The organism is Alphaproteobacteria bacterium, from assembly GCA_030739735.1.
Classification (GTDB): Bacteria; Pseudomonadota; Alphaproteobacteria; order UBA7887; family UBA7887; genus UBA7887.
In genome coordinates this window covers 204694-226979 of the sequence record JASLYQ010000002.1, presented here as the reverse complement: position 1 = coordinate 226979, position 22286 = coordinate 204694, and the positions used below count along the sequence as shown (strand labels likewise).

Sequence of the window (22286 nt, the reverse complement as noted above, 5' to 3'; positions counted from 1 at the left end):
CGCGCGTGCCAACCCTTCGACAATGCGTTATGCAGAACCAGGACTCTCCTTATGAGTGAGGGAGCCAAGGGGCCCAGGTCACGCGTCCTTCCCCGAAGCGGGTGGTTTGGCAGGGGCCGCCCGTCCGGTTTCCCGCGCCACATAGCTAGCGGGGTCTCGGAACCTTATTTTGGGATCTCGCACCTGCCCTGGTCCCTACAGAGGTTCCGTCAGGCATCATCAAGCAACATTCAAACGCGGCAACGAACGCGGCAATATCATAAAACCCAAAAGAAGGGCCGCTCGGAAGAGTGGCTCTATTCTATTGATATTTAATGGTTTATTGTGGTTACTGGAGAAAGATTTAAGGCCTCGACCTTCAGGCCGCGGACGTGGCAGGCTAGCCACGCCTTATGGCTACGAGAGCAGCCAGCCGCCGTCGATATCGATCGTCGTGCCAGTGACGAAATCGTTTTCGATCATCAACAGGATCGCCTGCGCCACCTCCTCGGCTTTGCCGGCCCGAGGGATGACGTTGGCGGCGGTCGCCTTCTGATAGAACGCTTGGCGCTCGGCGCCCTCGAGCGACATCAGGGGCGTATCGATGGTGCCCGGCGAGACTACGTTGAGCCGGCGCGGCGCGATCTCTGGCGCCACGGCGCGCACCAGCGCCTCGACCGCGGCCCCGACCGAGGACAGCGACACCTGTCCCGGCTTCGCCTTGCGCGCCGGTGCCCCGCTGACCAGCACGATGGTGCCGTCCTCACTCATATGCTCGGTGCCGAGGCGTACCACGTTGGCATAGCCCCAGAGCTTGTCGAACGAGGCCTGGTAGCCGTCCATGTCCATCTCCAGGAAAGGCCCCATGGCGCGGGTCCCGCCTGTCGCGGCGCTAACCAGGATGTCAAACGGTGCGCGGTCGCGGAACAGGGTCGCGAGCGCTTCGCGGTCGCGCACGTCGCACTGGCACAGGCTGACGCCGGCCGGCACCTCGCCCGCCTTGTTAGGGTTGCGGCTCACGGCGACGACCTCTGCGCCGAGACCTGCCAGCTGTTTCGTCGTGGCCAAGCCGATGCCAGAGGTGCCGCCGAAAACGATCGCCTTTCGATTGCTCACATCCATTGTCGAGCGTCTCCTTGTGGCCTTGTGTTCTTGTGATGTCCGCCCCTCTCTTAGCAGGATGCGTGAGATCTTTCCACGCGCGGTCGGGTCTGGGTGTGGTCGCGGCTACGATGGACCTGGGGATCGGAGGCATGAGCAGCGAGACCAAGCCGTGCCGCCGCCGATATTGCTGCCGATGCGGCGGCGCTTCGCAAAACCATTGAAGCTAGCGCCCGCATCAGCGCTTTAGATGACGGAGTTTTTGGGGCGCAATCACAGCGACTACCGCTGGTCCGAGGCGCCCTCGTGAGGCCCCACATTCGCAGTCTATCGAACACCAGCCGAGGTCAGCAATTTGGGCGTCGGCTTTTTGGATATTTGTGGAAAATCTGAGGCGGTATCACATAACCTATTGAAAACACTGGTGTCCCCTACGGGACTCGAACCCGTGTTTTCGCCGTGAAAGGGCGATGTCCTAGACCGCTAGACGAAGGGGACGTCGGCTTTGCTGGAGGCGATATATCGTGCTGTTGGCGGTGCGGTCAACCGCCGTCGCCAAGCAGGATGTCCTTTGCCCGATTGATCTTTGCTGCGAGGTAGTCGGAGCCGCCGTGGTCGGGGTGCACCTGTTTCATCAGGCGGCGGTGGGCCTCCTTGATCTCGGCATCGCTGGCACCGGGTGTGAGACCAAGAATGTCGAGCGCTTCCTCCTGGGTCATGGCAATATCACCGCCGGCCGGCCCGGTCCCGGCGCGTTTGCGCCAGTCTCTGTGGGCGTGGTCGAGAAAGCCTTCCAGCAGGCGCACAGAGCGCTCATCGGTGATACAATCACGGCGCAAGGCAAGCAGCTCGGCGAGCGTCAACGAGCCCAGTCGTCGCCCGATGAAGACACCTTGTAGGACCTCGCCGTCGAGGGTGTTGCTGTCGTGGTCGAGATGCATACGCAGCCAAGCGGTCTCGGCTGAGGATTGGGCGCCCGGCGTTGGCCCAGCGGCCGTGGCGGTGCGGCGGGCGGCCTGACGTACGCCCCAGGCCCAGGCCAGTAGCGGCACCAGATTGCGCACTCGCCAGAGCGCGGCAGCCAGACCGCCGAAGAGGCCCGCGATCAGCGCTTGGCCGCGCACCAGCAACAGCACGCCGAGCACGATCGCTGCCACGATTCCGACCCAACGCAGGGCCCGCGCCAACAACTGCGGATTGGTCCTCACAAAGAGGCGTGCCAGCACCAGAAAGACCAGCAGCAGCGCCGCGCCCATGAGAAAATAGGCAAACATGCTCAAGCTCCCTTGCCGCGCCGGCTTTCCAATCGCAGCAGGGTGCGTCCCTCGCGGCGTTCATAATTCTCCAGGGCCTTCCGGCCGCCGACGGCGTAAATCGCCACTGCCGCTAGCAATGCTTTCAGGCTGGCTGCGCTTATCGAATCGAAGCGGCAATAGGCGCCGCCCGAGAGCCGTGCGATCTGCCGGAAGGCACGCTCCGCCACGGCATCGCCCCCCTCGTGGAAGACGAAGACGGGAACGTCGTCGATGCCGAGCTGGCCCGCGTGGTGGCACAACTCGTCCATGCTCTCCTCGCAGGCATCACCGACGAAGACCACGGCATGCACTTTTTCGCGTGCGCTCTCGGCCAGAGCATGACGCAGTAGCCTGCCGATCTGGGTGCGACCACCGAGGCAGCGCACCCCGGTCATGCGCTGCAACAGAGCTTTGCTGTCGCTGGTGAACGGCGTCGCCTTGAACTCGCCGTAACCGCGATAGTAGGCGAGTTGCACGGCAAGGGTGCCGAGCGAGGCGGTCTCGTGAAACATCTCGGCCTGGATGTGGCAAGCCGTGTCCCAGCTGCGCTCGCGGCTAGCCGTGGCATCGAGGGCGAAGATCAGCCGGCCCTTGCGGCTGCCGCCGCTTTGCGTGGTAAGGCGGCCGACGGTATCGAGAAAGGCATCGATCTCGCTGTTGCTAGATGCTGCCGGCAGTTTGTCGCGCTTGTTCGTCATCGTCCGTCAGTCACCGGCCACCGTGCCGCCCTTCTCGTTGTCCACCAGAACCAGGGTCACGTCGTCGTCTCCCTACGCTGCGTCAGTTGTCATTGGATAGAGTCTAGAGCACGTTTCCGGCAATGCAAATGCGCCTGGGAGGTGGTATTGCGGGCGGCTGCATCATCGGCCATAGTCCGCCCGGAACACTATCCTTTCCCAGCGATGGAGATGCCCCCGTGGTTACTGATTCCCCGCGCCCGGCACCGCTTCTGTTCACACCGCTCGAGCTTCGCGACGTGACCGTGCGTAACCGCATCGTGATCTCGCCCATGGCTACCTACAGCGCTGCCGAAGGCATGGCCATGGACTGGCACACGGTGCATCTTGGCCAGTATGCGCTGGGCGGGGCCGGGCTAATCTTCATGGAAGCGACGGCGGTGCAAAAGCGCGGCCGCATCACCCACGGCGATGTCGGACTGTGGCATGACGGGCAGATTGGGCCCATCGCCAAGATCGTCCATTTTTTGAAAGAACATGGCGCGGTTGCCGCCGTACAGCTGGCCCATGGCGGGCGCAAAGCGAGCATGCAGAGGCCTTGGAACGGAAACGGTCCGCTCGACGACGGCGATCTGGCGCGCGGTGATCTGCAATGGCAACCGGTTGGCCCGAGCGCTGTCCCGGTCAATGACGACTGGGTTGTGCCCGAGGCGCTGAGCACGGGCGAGATCGCCGAACTCGTGGACGATTTTGCGGCTGCGGCGCGCCGTGCATTGGCGGCTGGCTTCGATATCGCCGAGGTGCACGGCGCTCACGGCTATCTCATCCAGAGCTTCCTCAGCCCCATAGGCAACCAGCGCAACGACGCCTATGGCGGCGACCGTACGGGACGCATGCGGTTGGCCTTGGAGGTCACCGAGGCCGTACGCGCGGTCTGGCCCGACGACAAGCCGCTTTTCTTCCGCATCTCGTCCGTTGATGGCATCGAGGGCGGCTGGGAGATAGAGGACTCGGTGGCGTTTGCGAAGGAGCTCAAGGCGCTCGGCGTTGATGTGATAGATTGCTCATCGGGCGGTATTGTTGGCGCGGTGACGGCAGCAAGTGTGAAGCGCGAGCCGGGCTATCAGGTGCCGTTCGCCGAGCAGGTGCGCCGCGAGGCGAAACTCATGACCCAGGCCGTTGGGCTAATCACCCACGGCCAGCAGGCGGAAGCGATTCTGCAGGCCGGCCAGGCCGACCTCATCGCCATCGGCCGCGAGGCGCTGACCGATCCCTATTGGCCCTTGCGCGCCGCCGAGTTTCTCGGTTGCGACCCCGAGATGGAGCACTGGCCCGTGCAATATGGCTGGTGGCTAACGCGCCGCAAGCGCCACAGTGTGTTCTACAAGCCTGTCTCGAATTAGCGCACCATCATCGCGGAGTTCGTCGGTACGCTGCCTGCTTAGTGACCTGGGCCCCTTGGCTCCCTCACTCATAAGGAGAGTCCTGGTTCTGCATGACGCATTGTCGAAGGGTTGGCACGCGCGCCGTGCGCGGGGCCATCAAGACCGTGTACAAGTCGATGTTTTTACTCGGTTACATCCCAAGTTTACGGTTGCGATCGGCGAATTCAGGATAACCTGTTAAATTACGATGAGGCCGAGAATGGAGCATTGATGTGCGTCATGCTTGGCCCACGAGTGCCTCTACCTGGTGTAGCTTACTCATGATTTGTTCTGGTTCGTGACGTTTGATTCCCGTGACTGATCCTCTTCTAATTCCTGATGATAGGACGTGGACAAATTCAAAGGGTGAGGATCAATCGGTCGGCTCAAGTAACCATGCGCACCAAATTGCGCAAAGCTGCTTCTGTCGTTTGGTCGAAGGCGCCGTCTACCGCTTGCGGCCGGAAATGTCGCTGAAAGGCGACTACGACGTCAACTGTCTGCTGGTCATATTCGCCGGTGATCTCGATGCCGTAGCCATATGCTGCGAGGGTTGCCTGTGCTTTCAGCACTCTTTGGCCGCTGTCGCCTGGCCCCAGGGCCGGGCTAGGTGGGACGATGATTTTCATTTGCGGCCACAGCCCGATTCTTCTGGCCGCTAAGCGGTGCCAATCGAAGAACTCACCGGGGTCCTGTTTACGCGAGGGCGCCACGTCGGCATGGCCGAGCACGCGGCGTGCAGGAATGCTGTGGCGCTGACAGATGTCCTGGGCCAGAGTTTCCAGGCTGGCCATCTGGGCCTCGGGAAACGGCACGTAGCCGAACTCATGCCCCGGGTTGGCAAGCTCGATGCCGAGGGAGCGGTCGTTAATGTCGGTATCACCGGCCCAGGCACTAACACCGGCGTGCCAAGCGCGGCGCTGATCCGGAACCAGGCGATAAACGGTTCCACGCTCGTCGATGAGATAGTGGGCGCTGACCTTGGATTCGGGATCGCAAAGCCGGTCGAGCGCGGCCTCAGTTGAAGCCATGCCTGTGTAATGCAGGATCAACATGTCGATGCCTTTCTCCGGCGCGCGGGCGTCGTTGTTGGGCGAAGGGCGATCGATCAGGGGCGTCGGCGAGGCCGTCTGCGGTGCGCCACTTTGTGTAACCATGAAAGATAATATAGCGCGCGTGCCGCAGAACACGCGTGACAATCGTGGCACGGGTACAAGTGTTGATTCCCGCCCGGTAGGCGGAAAGAGTTGCCGGGTCTCTTGCCTTGGCGGATGCCAAGGCTACACTCGCGCCTTGCCACGATTTGAGGGGGGGGGCAGGCCCATGTCACGCGCCTATGAGTGCTTACTGAGGGCACTGGCGGTTGTTGCCGCCGCGATATTGGGGCTCTCAGCTTTGCTAATCACTTTCGATGTGCTGCTGCGCGCCATGGGGTGGCAGCCGCCGGCCCATACCGTGTCGCTGACCGAGTACGGCCTACTTTATGCCACGCTGCTGGGTGCGCCCTGGCTATTGCGCCGTCATGGCCACGTCCACGTGGAGGTGGTGGTGATGGTCCTGCCGGAGCACCTTCGTCGCCTGGCGGAAGCGCTGGTTTGCCTGATCTGCTGCGCCGCCTGCCTTGTGGTGGTCTGGGCCGCTGGCAATGCCATGTTCGACAATCTGGCACGCGGCAGCTTCGACATGCGCTCGTTCGATATGCCCAAATGGCTACTCTATGCCCCCTTTCCTCTGTCTTTCGTGATGATGGCCGGGGAGTTCCTGCGCTTCCTGCTGGGCCGCGAATCGCTCTATGCCGAAGCGCCCGAGGGCGAGGGGCGCGTCTGACGGACCATGGAATGGCTAACAACCCTTGCCCTAATGCTGGGCATGGTGGTGGGGCTGATGGCGCTTGGGGTGCCGGTTGCTTTCGCCTTCCTCATAGCGGACCTAGTGGGCGCCTGGATTTTTCTCGGCGGCCCACATGGCCTCGGCCAGCTCATCGGCAATGCGATCTCTTCTGTGACCTTGTTCACCCTGGTGCCGGTACCGCTATTTCTGATCATGGGCGAGCTGTTCTTCCATACAGGTCTGGCGATGCGTGTCTTCGATGCGCTTGACCTGTGTTTGGGGCGCGTGCGCGGGCGGCTCAGTTATATGACCGTGATCGGCGGCACCATGTTCGCCACTTTGTCCGGCTCCAGCATAGCCAATACGGCCATGTTGGGCTCGCTGATGGTGCCGGAGATGAGCCGCCGTGGCTACAAGCCGGCCATGGCTATCGGGCCGATCCTTGGCACCGGCGGCCTAGCCATGATCATTCCTCCGTCGAGCCTGGCAGTATTGCTAGCCAGCCTCGCCAAGCTCGATGTCGGCAAGGTGCTGATCGCTGGCCTGCTGCCCGGTCTCATACTTGCGTTGATGTATATCGGCCTGATCTGGCTGCGCCTGCGACTCGATCCCGAGGCGGCGCCTGGTTATGACGTGGCTCCGGTGCCGCTCAGGCGCAAGATCGTCGCGCTGCTGCGAGATATGCTGCCGATGGGCTTGGTAGTGGCCCTGGTCATCGGTGTCATCCTTGGTGGCATTGCTACGCCCTCGGAGGCCGCGGCCTTTGGCGTGGTCGGGGTGGCGACCCTGGCGGCGGTGCTGCGATGCCTTACTTGGAAGGCGCTGGTGGCCAGCTTGCGCGGCGCCCTGCGGGTTACGGCAATGGCCTTTCTGATCATCATGATGTCGGCGACTTTCGCGCAGATCCTGGCCTTTTCTGGCGCCAGCGGCGGGCTCATCACCTGGGCCACTTCGGGCCAAGTCTCGCCACTCTTGTTACTAACCGCCATGTTCGGGGCGTTGCTCGTTCTTGGCATGTTCATGGACCAGCTCTCAATGATGCTGCTGACGGTGCCGATTTTCTTCCCATTGGCAATACAGTTCGGCTTCGATCCCGTATGGTTTGCTGTGATCGTGCTGCTGGGACTCGAGATCAGCCTGACGACACCACCATTCGGGCTCTTGCTGTTCGTCATGAAGGGCGTGGCACCACCCGGCACGGGCATGCGCACGATTTATCTCGCTGCCATTCCCTTCATGGCTTGCGGGTTCGGGCTGGTCTTGCTGCTGGTGGCCTTCCCAGATATTGCCCTGGTACTGGTGCGCTGAACTCCGCCTGCCTGCTGACCGGCCCGCTAGGGTTGTTCGTGATGTTGCTGATCCTCGATCATACCTTTTGGCAGCTTTATAGGCGGGCGATTGCCTAAGCAGGAGGCTTCAAGAGGTCGTGATGATGTAGCAGGGTCAGGAGGCGGCCCAGCGTTTCTTTTTGATATCTGTCCATGTCGCGGCCCTCATAGTCGTAGAAGCCTCGGCCGCTCTTGACGCCGATAGCGCCGCTTTTCATGTTCTCGCGCACGCTCTCGGGTGGTGCATAGCGCTCGGCGCCGAGGCGGTCGCGCAGATATTCGCTGGCCCGATAGAGGGTGTCGCCGCCGCCCCAGTCGATGAACTCGATCACGCCCATGGCGGCGAAGCGGAAGCCGAGCCCGAAGCGTGTTGCGGTATCGATGGCTGCGGGCGTGGCCACGCCCTCCTCGACCAGGCGCGCCGCTTCGTTCATGGCTAGCGCCTGTAGCCGCGGCACGATGAAGCCCGGCGAGGCGGCACAGACCACGGGCACCTTGTCGACCTCTTTTAGAAGGCCTTCGAGATATTCTACGACGCTCGCGTCGGTTTCCTTGCCGGGGCTGATCTCGACTAAGGGGATGAGATAGGCCGGGTTGAGCCAATGGGCGTTGAGAAAGCGCCGCGGACGCGCGATCATCGCCGCCAATTCGTCAACCATCATGCTTGACGTGGCCGAGGCGACGATGGCTTCGGGCGGCACGTGGCGGCTAATTAGTGCCAAGGCCTCGCGCTTGGCGTCCATTGTTTCTGGGACTGCTTCAAACACCACCTCGGCGGCCGCGAGAGGACCCGTGTCCCGGACGACCGCAATGCGACCCAGGATGTCGGGTACCTTGGCCGCCGACATGGCACCGAATTCGACAAGGCTGGCGAGGCTGCGCTCGATATCAGCGAAGGCCTCCGCCTGTAGCGCCTCATGCTCGGCATCGGCGCGGGGCTTGCTGTCGATCAGTGTGATCTGGTGACCGGCATAGGCGAAGACATGGGCCAGCCCGCGGCCCATGCGCCCGGCGCCGACCACGGCGATAGTCGTCGATGCAGTCACGCGAATCCTTTCTTGAGAAATTTCTTCATATTTTCATGTGTAAGTAATTGAAGTTCCAGTAATTCAAGAGTTCGACCAGTAGTGGAAATATCCTCATTCAAGGTGGCCGAGGCGATGGCTAACAGCCCGGTGGCGATCGGTGTTTCGATGCCCGCCCAGCGCCCAATCGAGACCAGAAGGGCGAGACCGTACTGCACGTCCTCGCGCATGTAGCGGTGGCGTATTAGGTCAAGGGATTCGCGCCAGTCGCCGCTGTCGACTAGGCGTTCGTGCGCGGCATTGCCGTACATCCATTCTTCGCGGGAATCGTCGTAGTGGTCGGCCAGGCGGAAGTGGGGCGCGCCGTAGCCGAGCGCCTCGCGAATTGCCACGCGCTCTTCGTCGAGTGCATCGGTGACGCGGCGGATGGCAGGCTGGGTGCCTTCGTTGTGGATGTCCCAATGCTCGAAATACTCGATCGGCCCGGCATTCATTAGGATCAGCGGCGGATGGATGATGGGGCCGGCGTTCATCAGGGCGCCGTCGAGGCCGTCCTTGAGTCGCTCGATGGTGGGGAAAGCCTGCTCGAGCACGGCGAAGGCTTCGTCAGAGCGCCGGGCGGGAAAAACGCCGCTCGGCAGCCGCGTTGCGCGCGTGGTGATGGCGACGGCGGCGGCTCCGGCTTTGCGCGTCAGCCATGGCAGGGTGCCGGCCTCGGCAATGGCGATATCGTGCGGCCCTCCGGCATCGGCGATCGCGCGTGCCATCACGCAGGAGCCGAAGGTCCCTGGCGGCAGGTAAATCACTTGCCCCGAGGAGAGATGCGGCGCGATGGCGTGGGCAACGTCCGCCTGTGCGAAGGCGGGAAGGGGGCTGACGAGAAGATCGGCGCCGCTAACCGCTTCGCCGGCATCGCTGGTGATCAACGCCAGCGGAATTTGGCGCTGGCCGCGGAAATCGATCAGCTCGATGCCGCCGGCCTCGCGCAGCGGCGCCAAGGCCGCGGTATCGCGGCGCCAGAGCCTGATTCGGTGTCCCTGCTCGGCAAGGTCCGCGGCGGCGGCATAAGCACCGTTGCCGCCGCCGATGACGGCGATATCCATGCTTTCCCCATTTTCAGGTGTTCTGCAGTGCCGGGAGCATCATTCGCGGCTGTCCGGGCCGCGTCAAGGCGGTGCCTTTGCATGGCCCGCAGCTTTCGCCAATATTGCCCGGCCCTCGGGGGACAAGGCATGGTCCGCAACGATCATTCCGACCTCAACGCCTACAAGCCGGACAAGGCCGGTCTGGCGTTGCTGGAGGAACTGATCCCCAGCATCCTCTGCAACGCGCACGTCTGTCTCGCAGTTTGGCTGAGTTATGCTGGGCGCCGGGTCAGCGGCAAAGTGCCGGCCATCATCTTTCCAATCACCACTTTCGTCGCGCTCCGCTTTGAGCATTAAGTGGTAAACACGTTCCTCGTGCCGTTCGGGTTGATCTGGCCAAGGCGCCTGTGCTGGTGCCGGCCATCGGCAATTTGGTTCCCATCGTCATCGGCAATATTATTGTCGCCGCCACTTACTGGTTCCGCTACTTGAAGGATCACTGATGACCCGTGTTGCAGGGCTCGCCTCGATCGCAATTTCCCTCCTGCTCTCGGCCTGTGCCGGGATGGATGGTCGGCCCGTCGATGCGGGGCTGTTCGGCCATCCTGTTGAGCAGGCTCTCGCGGCGCGCGGGCATGGCCGCGATGCGCTCGCCATGATCGACAATCTCATCAGTTACCAGGGCGTTGCTCTACCCTGGGGAGTGGGCCCAGGCGTCCGGCGTTTGCTGGCGCAACCCCTACGCAGCTCCGACGTCGCCCGCGGCATTGGCCTGCCCGAGCCGTTCGCGGTGGTGGCGGCGCTGGACTGGGCACCGCCTGCGGACCTGCCGCCGGATGTTGCAAATTTCGTCTCCTACCTCGTGACCGGCTTCGCCGCGGCACGCGAGCGGCTGTGGGCCGGCCTGCCCAAGGATTGTTGCCATCCAGCGGCCCTCCTCGCTGCCGTGGAATCGACGGGCCGGCCGGCACCAGAGCTGGCGCGTCTGGCACGGGGGACCGACGCTGCCGCGCTCGACAAGGCGGCTGTCGCGGTGCTTGGCCTTGATGCAGCTATTTTGGCGTACTTCGCCGACGGCGAGCTGGCGCGGCAACTGGCGCTTCTGCCCGCGAGTCGGGTGATAGAATCGCCGATGGGCCATGTCGTGTTGGCCGGGCTCGGCGACGATACGCACGAGTTTGGCACTATCGTTGTCGACGTTGGTGGCAACGACGAATACGATATGCAGGCCCTCACTACCGCGGGCCCGTCGTTGATCGTGGACATCTCTGGCGACGATAATTATCGTGGTAGCTCGGCCGCGGTTATAGATGTAGTTATAACTATCGATTTGCAGGGTAGCGATATGTACCAGACACCGACTTCCGGTGTTGCTGCGGCCATCGGCGGCATCGCCCTGCTGCATGATCTTTCCGGCGATGACAGCTATAAGGCGGCGACCTTTGCGCAGGGCGCGGCGATTGCTGGTTTTGCAGTACTAAAGGATGACGGCGGTAATGACCGCTACCGCATAAGCTGGCGTGGCCAGGGCTTTGGCGGCCCGGTCGGCTTTGGTGCCTTGCTCGATGCTGATGGCGATGACGATTATGGTGCTAAAGATGGTCCGGCCGATCCCTTCACCCGCTCGGGTGGGTTGCTTGGCTATGCCCAGGGTGCCGGCATCGGCTGGCGCGGGACGCTGGCCGGCGGTGTCGGGTTGCTGCGCGATGGCGGCGGCAACGATATCTATCGGGCACCGATGTTTGCCCAAGGCGCCGGCTATTATTTCGGCTTCGGCGTCCTTGATGACCATGGCGGCGACGACCGCTACCAAGGTAGCCGCTACGGTCAGGGCATGGGCGCGCATGGTGGCATCGGCGTGTTGGCAGATGCCGATGGCGCTGACGGCTATGTCATGAGTGTCGGTGTTGGTCAGGGCATGGGACTCGACCTTGGCGTCGGCGTGCTGCAGGACACTGGTATTGCGGGCGATCGCTATCAGGCCGCGACCCTGGCCCAGGGTGCCAGCACCAGCAACGGCTTCGGCCTGCTCGAGGACGCCGGTGGCGGCGATATCTACGCGCTGTCCGGGATCGGTGAGGGCTGGGGACGGGCGGTACCAGCGCGCGGCTTGCCCGGTCTACCCTTCCTGATCGATGCTGACGGCAACGCCAGCTTCCAACTCGACGGCGAGCCGTTAGCCGAGGCGGTGCAAGGGCTTGGCGGGCCGATGGCCAACCGCGACCAGGAGTTGCCGCCGAGCCCGCGCTACGACTGTCCCGTTGCAGGCCATGATCCGCACATCTACCAGCCTGGTGATCCGGTAGGTGACTGGCTGGGACGTAGCGCGCCGCTGTTCGGTACCGCCGACGGTGTCGGCCTCGCCTATTACGCCCACCTCTGGGCAACCTTGCCTGATAGCCTGCCGGCCATGATGGCGGCCGTGTCGCCGACCGACGCGGCCCTGACCACCAACCTGCAAACTCTGCTGCGCTGCTATCTCCGCTTTGCTGAGCCGATGCAGGCTCAGACTGTGCTGCAATACGTCACCGCGGCCGCGGTGAACAACGACACCAGACAGGCAGGGCTCGCAGTTGCCCTATTGCGTGGTGCGCCGCCCGATCCGCAAACGTCTCTGGCCGTGGCCCGGGCGGCGCAGGATAATCCCGTCTGCTCGGCCCGGGCCGGGGCGATGTCGTTGGCGCGCCTCGGTGCGGGTGGCGAGGTTTCGTTGGCGGCGCCCTTGCGCAAACTTGCCATCAAAGGACTGTCTGATCCGTGCTGGCAGACCAAGGCCTGGGCATTGCAGCTGTGGAAGCAGGTGGCAGATGGGGCGATTTTGCCGCCTGACGTGCTTGCCACGCTGCCGGAGGTTCTCAGGACGCGTCTGGGGTGGCCTGGCGCCACGGGGCCAGCTGTAGAGCCACAATAGCTGTCAGGCAGGCCACGCCGATGGCCGAGGCAAGCAGGTTCGGCAGCAGCAGCAGGATTGCTGTGGCGGCCAACACCAACCTCTGCCACCATGACGCTGGCCGCAGAAAGTAGCCGTGCAGTGAACCGGCTAAACAGGTGACACCAATCAGACCGGTTAGTACAGCAATTATAATTTCTCCGGTATTGCCGACCAGTAGTAACGCCGGGGAAAAGACAAACATATAGGGCACCAGGTACCCGGTGGCGCCGAGCTTGACTGCTGCAAATCCTGAGGACATCAGCTTGGCGCCGCTGACGCTATTGGCGGCAAACACCGCCATCGCTACCGGTGGCGTGATAGACGATAGAATCGCGAAGTAAAAGACAAACATGTGTGCCGCCGGCTTGAAGACACCCAAGCCCACCAACGCTGGCACCAGTAGAGCCACCTGCATGATGTAAGCGGGCGTGGTTGGCAAGCCCATCCCCAGCACGATACCGGCCATCATGGTCAGAACTAGGGCGGGCCAAAGGGCGTTCTTAGCCGCGTCGACCACGAGCTGTGTGAAATCAAGCCCGAGTCCGGTCAGGGTGATAATGCCGATGACGATGCCGGCGCAGGCACAGGCCGCCGCCACAGCGAGGCAGTTGCGGGCGCCCGTCGCCAGCGAATCGATGAGCATGCCGATGCTTACGGTCTTGCGCGTGGTCGTGCGCAACAGTGCTACTGGAATGATAGAAGCGATGCCACAAAGCGCTGCATAGGGGGCGCTGCGACCGCTCATGAGCACGGTAATGATCACTACCATGGGCAGGAACAGATGCCCGTGGCTGGCCAGCACCTTGTGCACCACCGGCAGCTCGTCGCGCGGTAGGCCGCGCATGCCAGTGCGCTTGGCTTCGAAATGCACGGCCATAAAAAGCGCGACATAGAACAGTACCGCGGGCACAAGCGCGTAGCCGGCGACCTCGAGAAAGCTGACGCCGAGCAGCTCGGCCATGACGAAAGCTGCAGCGCCCATGATCGGCGGCATGATCTGGCCTCCCGTCGACGCTACGGCCTCAACCGCGCCGGCAAAGGCTGGGCGATAGCCGATGCGCTTCATCAGTGGGATGGTGAGCACGCCGGTGGTCATGACGTTCGAGACCGCGCTGCCCGAGACGGTGCCGAACAGGCCGCTGGTGAGACACGCTACCTTGGCCGGACCGCCCGGCGTATGGCCGGTCAGCGCCATGGCGAAGGACATGAAGAGGTGGCCTGTGCCGACGCGTTCGAGAAAGGCGCCGAACAGCACGAACAGCACGACATATTTCGCCGAGACGCTAATCGGTATGCCTAAAATACCGTTGGTGGTGAGATAAAGCTCTTCCACCACCTCCTCCAGTAGATAGCCGTCATGCTCGAGACCGAAGGGCAGCCAGGGGCCGAGCAGGGCGTGGCCGAGAAAGAGTGCGGCCGTGATCGGCAGCGCCAGTCCGATAACCCGGCGCGAGGCTTCGAGCACCAAAACGACAAGGGTGCAGCCGAGCCACATCTCGGTCGTGGTCGGTGGGTCGACATATTGAATACGAACGTTGGTCAGGTAGTCCTGATTGAAGAGAATGTAACCGAGACAGGCGAGGGACAACGCCAGCGGCACGCCGTCGAGCATGACGCGGGCCGGCCACCCCTTGCCGAGCGGGCGCATGAGGAAGATGAGCGTCATTGCAAAGGCAAGGTGCAGCGGCCGGAAGACTAGTTCCTCGGGCGGGCCGGTCAGAGCCACGCCGAGGTGGAAGATGGCCATGGTCACCGCGAGAGCGGTGACTAGGGTCGCCAGGCTGAGCCAGCCACGGGGTGCCGCGGTCTCTGGTGCAGGCTCGCTCAGTCGAGGACTCCCGCTTCGTGATAGAAGCGCTGGGCACCGGGATGCAACGGCATGCCGACCGGAGTCGCCAGCATCTCGACCGTCGCGCCGTCCATGGCCGAGACTACGGCCGCGATGCCTTCAAGGTTCTCTGCCAGCGCCTTGACGATCGCATAGGCCGCATCGTCGGGTAGGGCGGCATTGACGATCACCTGAGTCCAGGTGCCGAAAGTGGTGACCGGCTCGTCCTGCGCAGGATAGGTGCCGGCGGCGATCTCGTGGCGGACATATTGCGGGTTGAAGACCTGTAAGGCCGCCAACGCCTTGTCGTCATATGACAACACGCGCACGTCGCGGGCCGAGGCCGCATCCATGACGGCGCCTGCCGGTACGGTCGTGAACACGGTATAGGCGTCGACATGCCTGTCCTTAAACAGGGCCACCGCGTCGACATAACCAACATGGTTTACGTTCGAGAGGTCGTCATAGGTCAGACCGAATACCTCAAGAGACTGGCGCGAAGCCTGCTCACCAGAATGGCCGCGCGGGCCGACCGCAATGGCTCGGCCTGCCATGTCGGCGATCGAGCCTACGTCGCCATCGCGCGCCACGACAAACTGGAAGAATTGCGGATAAAGCACGGCGAGATTGCGGATGTTCTGCGCCTGGCCGCGAAAGGGTGCGTTGCCGGCAATCGCGTCCATGGTCGAGGTGACATTCCCCAAGCCCACCTGGGCCTTGCCGGATTCGACCGCCATGACATTGCTGATGCCTCCACCAGGCTGGACGCGCAATCTCACATCGGCATCGACCCCGCGCACGAAATTGGCGATGGCGCCGCCGAGCGGATACCATGACCCCCCCTGGGGGCCGGTCATGAACTTATACGTCTCGGCCGCCGCCGGGCCTGCGGCCAATAGGCCGAGCGCCAATGCCGTTTTGATCACCGTCTGAAACGCCATGCCGATCTCCCGATTTCGTCTGCATCCAAGCTAGTCTATGAGCCGGATGTTTGGAACTGATTTGCCTGATCGGCACTGGCAATCTCTCTTGGGACATGACTGCGCTTTGGAAGCTCTCGGGCCCCCCTTCGGATTCTTGACGGACTACTTTGCAGGTGCGACATGTCGCTGGACATGACCCTCGGTTATCGGAAGGCCTTCGAGGTGGGATGGAATGAGAACAGACCTTGGTGAGTCGACGGATTTGGCGGTAGTGGATCGGTTGGTGCATGTCAGCGGCCTTAACCTGATAGAGGTTGGCTGCGCTGGCGGGGACACGGTCCGCCAGCTTGCCGAGCGAGGCGCGACGGTGTTTGGCGTTGAGCCCGACCCTGTTCAGGCCGAGAAGAATACCTCCCAACCACCTTCGCCCAACGTCACGTTTGTGGAAGCCGGCGGCGAGGCGCTACCCGCGCAAGATGGCGCTGCCGATGGCGTGTTGTTCTTCCGTTCTCTTCACCACGTTCCCGCTGTCCTGATGGACACAGCGCTGAGGGAGGCTGCGCGCGTGCTCAAGAAGGATGGCTTTCTCTATGCGGTGGAGCCCAGCATGGAGGGCAGCAACTTCGCCATGATGCGCCCCTTCAACGATGAGACCGAAGTGCGCACCCTTGCCCAGCAGGCGCTCGACAGAACGGGACACGCCCTCTTCGAGGAAGAGGCTAGGTATGTCTATATGAGACATATCCGGCATTCCGATTTCGAGTCCATGGTAGAGCGCTATATCAGTAGGTCGTTCAACCGTATTCCACGCGACATGATCGACGTGCCGCAGGTGCGCAAGAGTTTTGCGGCTGCGCGGACAGAGGACGGTTATGTCTTCGATCAGCCCATGCTGGTCAATATGTATCGTCGCCCGCGTGCCTAGAGCTTGTCGCGGCTAATCGGAGCCGGTTTGCCGGGCCAGGGTGGCCTTTCGGACGGGTCGCTGCGTATGGCTTCTCTGTGTTTTGAAATAACGGAAAATAATCTTGAAAAATCAATTATTTAGATAATAAGATTCAAGTACTATATCAGGAATTATCGATTGGTACTCGGCAAAAGTCTTATGTTCCTTGGAGCGCCACAGCTTTCCTTCCTGCTTCTTCATATAGGCACGATACTCGGGAGCACCGGGCACCCTGATGTTATCGGCAACGACAATGCTTCCCGGGTGTAGCCAGCCTTTCTCCAGAATCAAACGGAGGTCCGGCAGATACGCATCCTTGGCGTGATCAATGAAGATAAAGTCGAGTCCGCCCGCGGATAGCCCGCAGACGGATTCCAGGTGGTCGAGGGTCTGGCCACCGTTGCCAAGCGTGCCCAGGACAACGTGTATGCGATCGCTCAAACCGGCATGGTCGATGATCTTGCGCGCGATCTCGGCATTGGCTTCGTTGAACTCGACAGAGTAGAGGTGCCCCGCTCCGGGCAGCTTACGCGCCATCCTTATGGCGCTGTATCCGACATAGCAGCCGAGCTCGAGGATAGTCTTGGGCTGACCCCGCTCTAGTGCCGCATCGAGAATGGCGCCCTTGCGGTCGCCGACGTTGATCAACAGGCTGTCTTGGTAGCAGAACTCGTCGATCGTCCGTATGACATCGTCCGCGTCGCCGCGCCGTGCTTTGCTCAGTACTACTTCGCATACCCGCTCCTCTCGCCCGTCGCCCACCTGCCATTCTGTCAGCAACGTCTTGATGCCGAACAGCATGCGTAGAAAGGACCAGCGCAGAAACGGCACGGGTTTACCCAGGATCTCATTGAGAGCGACCGCCGCGGACAGCACAACAGCGATCCACAGGAGCCAGTGTGGCAACGGTAGCCATGCCGAGACTGGGGCGACGCCCGCAAGAGACCCCGCCATTATCAACGCTATCACGACCGCAACGAACAAAGGGAACCGGCGCATACTGTCCTCCCAGGCAAAGATTTTATAGCCGCACCTTAATACCAGGGCGCCACGAGCTGACCGGCAAGAATTGTCTGCGGAAGGTCTCCTCTGGCGCGTGTGTACGTGTACCGGCGCGCCGAGCATGAAAGTGCGATTATCCCGCGCAGGTGCATTGGCGCATTGCATTCTGTATTCGGCTCTGGCATTTTCCCGGCCTGTGACGCCGCCTTTGGGGCAGCGCGGCGTATTCCGGTTCAGTCAAGAGGAAATCATTCATGTCACTTGCGCTAGTGTTCGCACTACTGTGCGGCCTTGCTGCCGTTGCCTATGGTATCTACACGACCAAACAGGTCACGGCGGCGTCAGCCGGCAATGAGCGTATGCAGGAGATCGCCGCGGCGATCCAGGAAGGCGCCAGCGCCTACCTCAATCGGCAATACATGGCGATCGGCGTTGCCGGCGTGGTGGTCGGCGGCATTCTCCTGGCGCTGCTCGGCCTGCCGGTGGCGATCGGCTTTGTCATCGGCGCGGTGCTCTCAGGCGCGGCCGGCTTTATCGGCATGAACGTCTCGGTGCGCGCCAATGTGCGCACGGCCGAGGCGGCGCGCACCGGGATGGCGCCGGCGCTGGCCATCGCTTTCCAATCGGGTGCCATCACCGGCATGCTGGTGGTAGGCCTCGGCCTGCTCGGCGTGGCCGGCTATTTCGCCATCATGCTCGGCGTCTACGGCGGCGAGGACGAGGAGAGCCTGCGCCGTATCCTCGAGGCGCTTGTGGCCCTGAGCTTCGGGGCCTCGCTGATCTCCATCTTCGCCCGTCTCGGCGGCGGCATCTTCACCAAGGGTGCGGACGTCGGTGCCGATCTGGTGGGCAAGATCGAGGCCGGAATTCCCGAGGACGATCCTCGCAACGCCGCGGTGATCGCCGATAACGTTGGCGACAATGTCGGCGATTGCGCCGGCATGGCGGCCGATCTGTTCGAGACCTACGCGGTGACCATGGTCGCCACCATGCTGCTGGCAGCCATATTCTTCACCGGCGAGACTCAGGTGATGATGATGGAGCTGCCGCTGGTCATCGGCGGCGCCTGCATCCTGGCTTCCGTTGCCGGCAACTTTCTGGTCAAGCTCGGACCCAGCAACAACGTCATGGCCGCGCTCTATAAAGGCCTGATCGGGGCGGCGGCGCTGTCAGCGGTGCTGATCGCCATCATCATCGGTGTCTGGGTCGGTTTCGATACGGAATTGACCGCAGGCGACAGCACCCTCAGCGGCACCTCGCTGTTCGTCTGCGCCCTGGTCGGCCTGGCGGTGACCGGTCTGCTGGTCTGGATTACCGAATACTACACCTCGACATCGTTCCGCCCCGTGCGCAGCGTTGCCAAGGCCTCCGAGACCGGTCACGCCACCAACGTCATCCAAGGCTTGGCGGTGTCGATGGAAGCCTGTGCGCTGCCGGTGCTGGTGATAGCGGCGGGCATCATCATCGCCTACAGCGCGGCCGGCCTGTTCGGCCTCGGCATCGCGGCGACCACGATGTTGGCGCTGGCCGGCGTGGTCGTGGCGCTTGATGCCTACGGCCCGGTCACTGACAATGCCGGCGGCATCGCCGAGATGGCGGATCTACCCGAGGATGTGCGCAAGATCACCGATGCCCTGGACGCGGTGGGCAACACCACCAAGGCGGTGACCAAGGGCTATGCCATCGGCTCGGCGGCGCTCGCGGCCTTGGTGCTGTTCGCGGCCTATACCGAGGACCTGCAGCATTACTTCCCCCACCTCGACGTCGAGTTCCGCCTGCAGGATCCGTTCGTGGTCATCGGCCTCTTCATCGGCGGCCTGCTGCCTTATCTGTTCGGTGCGCTTGGCATGATGGCGGTCGGTCGCGCAGGCGCTGCCGTGGTCGTCGAGGTGCGCAGGCAGTTCAAGGAGATCCCGGGCATCATGGAAGGCACCGCCAAGCCCGAATACGGCCCGGCGGTCGACCTCCTCACGAAAGCTGCGATTAAGGAGATGATCGTGCCTTCGATGCTGCCGGTGCTGGCGCCCGTCGTGGTCTACTTCGTGATCTCGGCGATCGCTGGCCAGTCGGCCGCTTTTGTGACCGTCGGCGCCATGCTGCTGGGAACCATCGTGACGGGCCTCTTCGTCGCCATCTCGATGACCTCGGGTGGCGGCGCCTGGGACAACGCCAAGAAGTACATTGAGGATGGCAACCACGGCGGCAAGGGCTCCGACGCCCACATGGCCGCGGTGACCGGCGACACCGTCGGCGATCCCTACAAGGACACCGCCGGTCCGGCCGTCAACCCGATGATCAAGATCACCAACATCATGGCGATTTTGTTGCTGGCCATGCTCGCGGCATAGGCCGCCGGCGGCCAAGATCTACGAGCCCCGACCCGTGATACGGGCCGGGGCTTTTTTGTCTCGATCACGCTCTAGCCTTTTCGCAGCACGCAGACTTCATTGTGCCGGCAGCGTATCTCGGCGGCTGGCACCACGTATTCCTGCGAGGCATCATCGCCAATTATGAGGGCCCGTACGATAACATTGGCAGCGCGCTGGCGCGCGACAATTAGCGCTTGTTGATCGGGCCCTGGGTGCACGGTAGCAGTTAATGTTGGCGAATCGGGTAGCGGGATGGATCCTCGTCGCCCGCCCCAACGGCATGAGTTGCATCGCCACATCCGATCAGAACTGGATGCCCCGCCGATGTTGATCGGCGACCCAGCTCAAGCCCCCGTGATCAAGCGCAGGTTGGCGACATCAGCATTGCCACCGGAGAGGATCACGGCAACCGTTTTCTCTGACATCGCCTCGCGTTCCTTGACCACCGCTGCAAGCGGCGCCGCGCCGGCCGGCTCCGCCAAATTATGGGTCGCCCGCAGCATCAGTTTCTGCGCCGCCAAGATCTCTGTATCTTCCACTGTGACAATTCGCGCTGCATGGCGGTTGACGATGGCCACCGCCTGCTCGTCGGGCGATTTTGTCGCGATGCCGTCGGCATAGGTGTCCGCGGTTTGCGTCGGCACTACGTGGCCAGCGGCGAAGGACAAGGCGTATGATGACGCACCGGCTGCCTGTACACCGATCACCTCGGTCTTGAGCCCAAGCGCCTCGCGCGCCGCAATCACCCCGCAAATGCCCGAGCCAAGGCCAATCGGCACATAGACCGCGTCGAGCGGGCCGGCATTCTCAAACAACTCCAGCGCATAGCTTCCGACACCCGCCACTAGGGTATCGTTGAAGGATGACACCATGTGCAAGCCCTGCGCGTCGGCGAGCCTCAGTGCTTTGCCGACCGCAGCCTCGAAATTCTCGCCATGCACTACCAGTTCCGCGCCTTGCGCCGCCATAGCATCGTTCTTCTCGGGATTATTGCCGTGGGGTACGACGATCACCGCACGCAAGCCATAATGGCGTGCCGCCACCGTGATCGACTGGCCGTGATTGCCCCGTGTCGCCGCGACTACGCCCGTGCAACTCGGTTCGGCACGCTTCAGCGCGTCCATATAGACTGTGCCGCCACGTACTTTGAAGGCCCCGATTGGCGTATGGTTTTCATGCTTGACCCAGACCGTCATACCGAGCTCGCATGTCAGTAGTGGCCAAGCATATTGCGCCGTCGGCAGCATTACGTCCGCGACTATGGTCTGCGCCGCCCGCATCTGGTCCAGGGTAGGGAGCATCGCTCGAGCCTCATCGTTTGGCGTGTGGCACCATCGCATAGCATGGGGCGAGGCGCTTCGCTATCATTGCGGTCGGGCCAGAGAGGAGCACGCCGTGCGGCCATGTCTTGTGGTAGCCGACTGGCATTAAGCGCGTGCACGACCCAGCAAGAACAAATTGAGCGCCGGCGCGCCGAGTGTGAGGTCTTCGGCTATATGTCGGTCACGATCGATTTCGCGTATTGCGTCGAACGCCGTCATGACGAATATGAGTGGAAGCGCCGTTGCACAAAGCGTGAGCTCGACGAGTGGCAGGGCGAGAACAAGGAACAGAAGAGCGAGTGATGGTATTCGAAGGCTTCGAGACCCGGCGCATCGACGGCGAAGGCAGCGAGATCAACTTGGTGATCGGCGGCTCGGGGCCGCCTTTGCTGTTATTGCATGGCTATCCTCAGACCCACGTCATGTGGCACAAGATCGCGCCGCAACTGGCCGACCGCTTTACGGTGGTCGCTAGCGACCTACGTGGTTATGGCGACAGTAGCCATCCGCCGGACGGCGAGAATCATTTTGGCTATTCGAAGCGGGCGACGGCGGCCGATCAAGCAAAAGTGATGGCGGCGCTCGGGTTTGAGCGTTTCCGCTTGATAGGGCATGATCGCGGCGGACGGGTGGCGCATCGCTTGGCGCTCGATCATCCGCAAGCCGTGGAACGCCTTAGCGTGCTCGATATCGTGCCGACGCGCACGCTCTTCAAGGCCACTGACCAGTTTCTGGCGACGGCCTATTATCACTGGTTCTTTTTGATTCAGGCGGAGCCGTACCCTGAGACGTTGATCGGCTACGATCCGGAATTCTATCTCGACTTCCTGACGCGCCGCTGGGCCGGAGCGGGTGAGGCCTTTACGAACGAGGCCTTTGGCGAATATCTGCGCTGCTTCTCCAAACCGGAGGTGATCCATGCTAGCTGCGAGGACTATCGCGCCGCGGCCAGCATCGATCTGGAGCATGATGAGGTCGATCTTGACCATAAAATCGTTTGCCCGGTCCAGGCGCTGTGGGGCGCTAAAGCAGTGATGCAAAAGACCTTTGACGTGGTCGCGGAATGGCGAAAACGTGCGAATCAGGTGGAGGGCGAGGCCATCGCCTGTGGCCATTTCCTACCCGAGGAGGCACCCCAGGAGACCCTGGCGGCCCTGCTAGCTTTTCACGACGTGTGACCGCCACGCTTTGCGGCAGTGGGCGGGAATGCCAATATGAGC

The 22286-nt window shown here is 62.4% G+C and carries 19 protein-coding genes and 1 tRNA gene; 9 read left to right on the top strand and 11 right to left on the bottom strand.

What is annotated here, in order from left to right:
- Positions 1-396 precede the first annotated feature (396 nt).
- From QF629_02315 to QF629_02300, 4 genes are all read right to left on the bottom strand, one after another.
- Complete coding sequence (locus tag QF629_02315; protein ID MDP6012370.1) at positions 397-1101, bottom strand: SDR family oxidoreductase; 705 nt, start codon at positions 1099-1101, stop codon at positions 397-399.
- A gap of 401 nt (positions 1102-1502) precedes the next feature.
- Positions 1503-1578 (bottom strand) — tRNA-Glu (locus QF629_02310).
- 44 nt (positions 1579-1622) lie between these two features.
- Complete coding sequence (locus QF629_02305; protein MDP6012369.1) at positions 1623-2354, bottom strand: DnaJ domain-containing protein; 732 nt, start codon at positions 2352-2354, stop codon at positions 1623-1625.
- Positions 2355-2356: 2 nt separating this feature from the next.
- Complete coding sequence (locus QF629_02300) at positions 2357-3073, bottom strand: VWA domain-containing protein (GenBank protein ID MDP6012368.1); 717 nt, start codon at positions 3071-3073, stop codon at positions 2357-2359.
- A 218-nt stretch (positions 3074-3291) separates the two neighbouring features.
- Between QF629_02300 and QF629_02295 the strand changes: the two genes are divergently transcribed.
- A complete protein-coding gene (locus tag QF629_02295; protein MDP6012367.1) occupies positions 3292-4455 on the top strand; it encodes an NADH:flavin oxidoreductase/NADH oxidase in 1164 nt (387 codons plus the stop codon).
- 407 nt (positions 4456-4862) lie between these two features.
- Here QF629_02295 and QF629_02290 read toward each other — a convergent pair whose 3' ends face one another.
- Complete coding sequence (locus QF629_02290; GenBank protein ID MDP6012366.1) at positions 4863-5633, bottom strand: N-acetylmuramoyl-L-alanine amidase; 771 nt, start codon at positions 5631-5633, stop codon at positions 4863-4865.
- A gap of 166 nt (positions 5634-5799) precedes the next feature.
- Here QF629_02290 and QF629_02285 point away from each other — a divergent pair, with 166 nt between their 5' ends.
- Both QF629_02285 and QF629_02280 read left to right on the top strand, forming a co-directional pair.
- Positions 5800-6303: a TRAP transporter small permease gene (locus QF629_02285; GenBank protein MDP6012365.1), complete on the top strand. Its 504-nt coding sequence runs from the start codon at positions 5800-5802 to the stop codon at positions 6301-6303.
- Positions 6304-6309: 6 nt separating this feature from the next.
- On the top strand, positions 6310-7614 hold the full coding sequence (locus tag QF629_02280) for a TRAP transporter large permease subunit (protein ID MDP6012364.1): 1305 nt from the start codon (positions 6310-6312) through the stop codon (positions 7612-7614).
- Positions 7615-7708: 94 nt separating this feature from the next.
- On the opposite strand, the gene QF629_02275 is transcribed toward QF629_02280, so the two are convergent.
- Both QF629_02275 and QF629_02270 read right to left on the bottom strand, forming a co-directional pair.
- Positions 7709-8680, bottom strand: coding sequence for a 3-hydroxybutyryl-CoA dehydrogenase (locus QF629_02275; protein ID MDP6012363.1), 972 nt, complete (start codon positions 8678-8680; stop codon positions 7709-7711).
- Positions 8677-9762, bottom strand: coding sequence for an NAD/NADP octopine/nopaline dehydrogenase family protein (locus QF629_02270; protein ID MDP6012362.1), 1086 nt, complete (start codon positions 9760-9762; stop codon positions 8677-8679). The genes QF629_02275 and QF629_02270 overlap by 4 nt, the downstream gene beginning before the upstream one ends.
- Before the next feature lie 129 nt (positions 9763-9891).
- Here QF629_02270 and QF629_02265 point away from each other — a divergent pair, with 129 nt between their 5' ends.
- Positions 9892-10101: a formate/nitrite transporter family protein gene (locus QF629_02265; GenBank protein ID MDP6012361.1), complete on the top strand. Its 210-nt coding sequence runs from the start codon at positions 9892-9894 to the stop codon at positions 10099-10101.
- Between the two features lie 145 nt (positions 10102-10246).
- Positions 10247-12655 carry a hypothetical protein gene (locus tag QF629_02260; protein ID MDP6012360.1) on the top strand — a complete coding sequence of 803 codons (2409 nt, stop codon included), beginning with the start codon at positions 10247-10249 and terminating at the stop codon, positions 12653-12655.
- Here QF629_02260 and QF629_02255 read toward each other — a convergent pair.
- Together QF629_02255 and QF629_02250 are read right to left on the bottom strand one after the other, a co-directional pair.
- Complete coding sequence (locus QF629_02255) at positions 12600-14423, bottom strand: TRAP transporter permease (protein MDP6012359.1); 1824 nt, start codon at positions 14421-14423, stop codon at positions 12600-12602. The genes QF629_02260 and QF629_02255 overlap by 56 nt on opposite strands.
- 77 nt (positions 14424-14500) lie before the next feature.
- Positions 14501-15445, bottom strand: a complete 945-nt coding sequence (locus tag QF629_02250) for a TAXI family TRAP transporter solute-binding subunit (protein MDP6012358.1) — start codon at positions 15443-15445, stop codon at positions 14501-14503.
- 214 nt (positions 15446-15659) lie between these two features.
- On the opposite strand from QF629_02250, the gene QF629_02245 reads away from it, so the two are divergent.
- Complete coding sequence (locus QF629_02245; protein MDP6012357.1) at positions 15660-16352, top strand: class I SAM-dependent methyltransferase; 693 nt, start codon at positions 15660-15662, stop codon at positions 16350-16352.
- 111 nt (positions 16353-16463) lie between these two features.
- Here the strand turns inward: QF629_02245 and QF629_02240 are convergent, their stop codons facing one another.
- A complete protein-coding gene (locus QF629_02240; protein ID MDP6012356.1) occupies positions 16464-17174 on the bottom strand; it encodes an O-methyltransferase in 711 nt (236 codons plus the stop codon).
- Between the two features lie 455 nt (positions 17175-17629).
- On the opposite strand from QF629_02240, the gene QF629_02235 reads away from it, so the two are divergent.
- Complete coding sequence (locus QF629_02235) at positions 17630-19723, top strand: sodium-translocating pyrophosphatase (GenBank protein MDP6012355.1); 2094 nt, start codon at positions 17630-17632, stop codon at positions 19721-19723.
- A 365-nt stretch (positions 19724-20088) separates the two neighbouring features.
- Here QF629_02235 and QF629_02230 read toward each other — a convergent pair whose 3' ends face one another.
- The gene (locus QF629_02230) at positions 20089-21045 is read right to left on the bottom strand and encodes a threonine dehydratase (protein ID MDP6012354.1); all 957 of its coding nucleotides are present in this window, start codon (positions 21043-21045) and stop codon (positions 20089-20091) included.
- A gap of 102 nt (positions 21046-21147) precedes the next feature.
- On the opposite strand from QF629_02230, the gene QF629_02225 reads away from it, so the two are divergent.
- Together QF629_02225 and QF629_02220 are read left to right on the top strand one after the other, a co-directional pair.
- Positions 21148-21369: a hypothetical protein gene (locus QF629_02225; protein ID MDP6012353.1), complete on the top strand. Its 222-nt coding sequence runs from the start codon at positions 21148-21150 to the stop codon at positions 21367-21369.
- Entirely contained in the window at positions 21369-22244 is an 876-nt protein-coding gene (locus QF629_02220) for an alpha/beta hydrolase (protein ID MDP6012352.1), read from the top strand. The genes QF629_02225 and QF629_02220 overlap by 1 nt, the downstream gene beginning before the upstream one ends.
- Positions 22245-22286 lie beyond the last annotated feature (42 nt).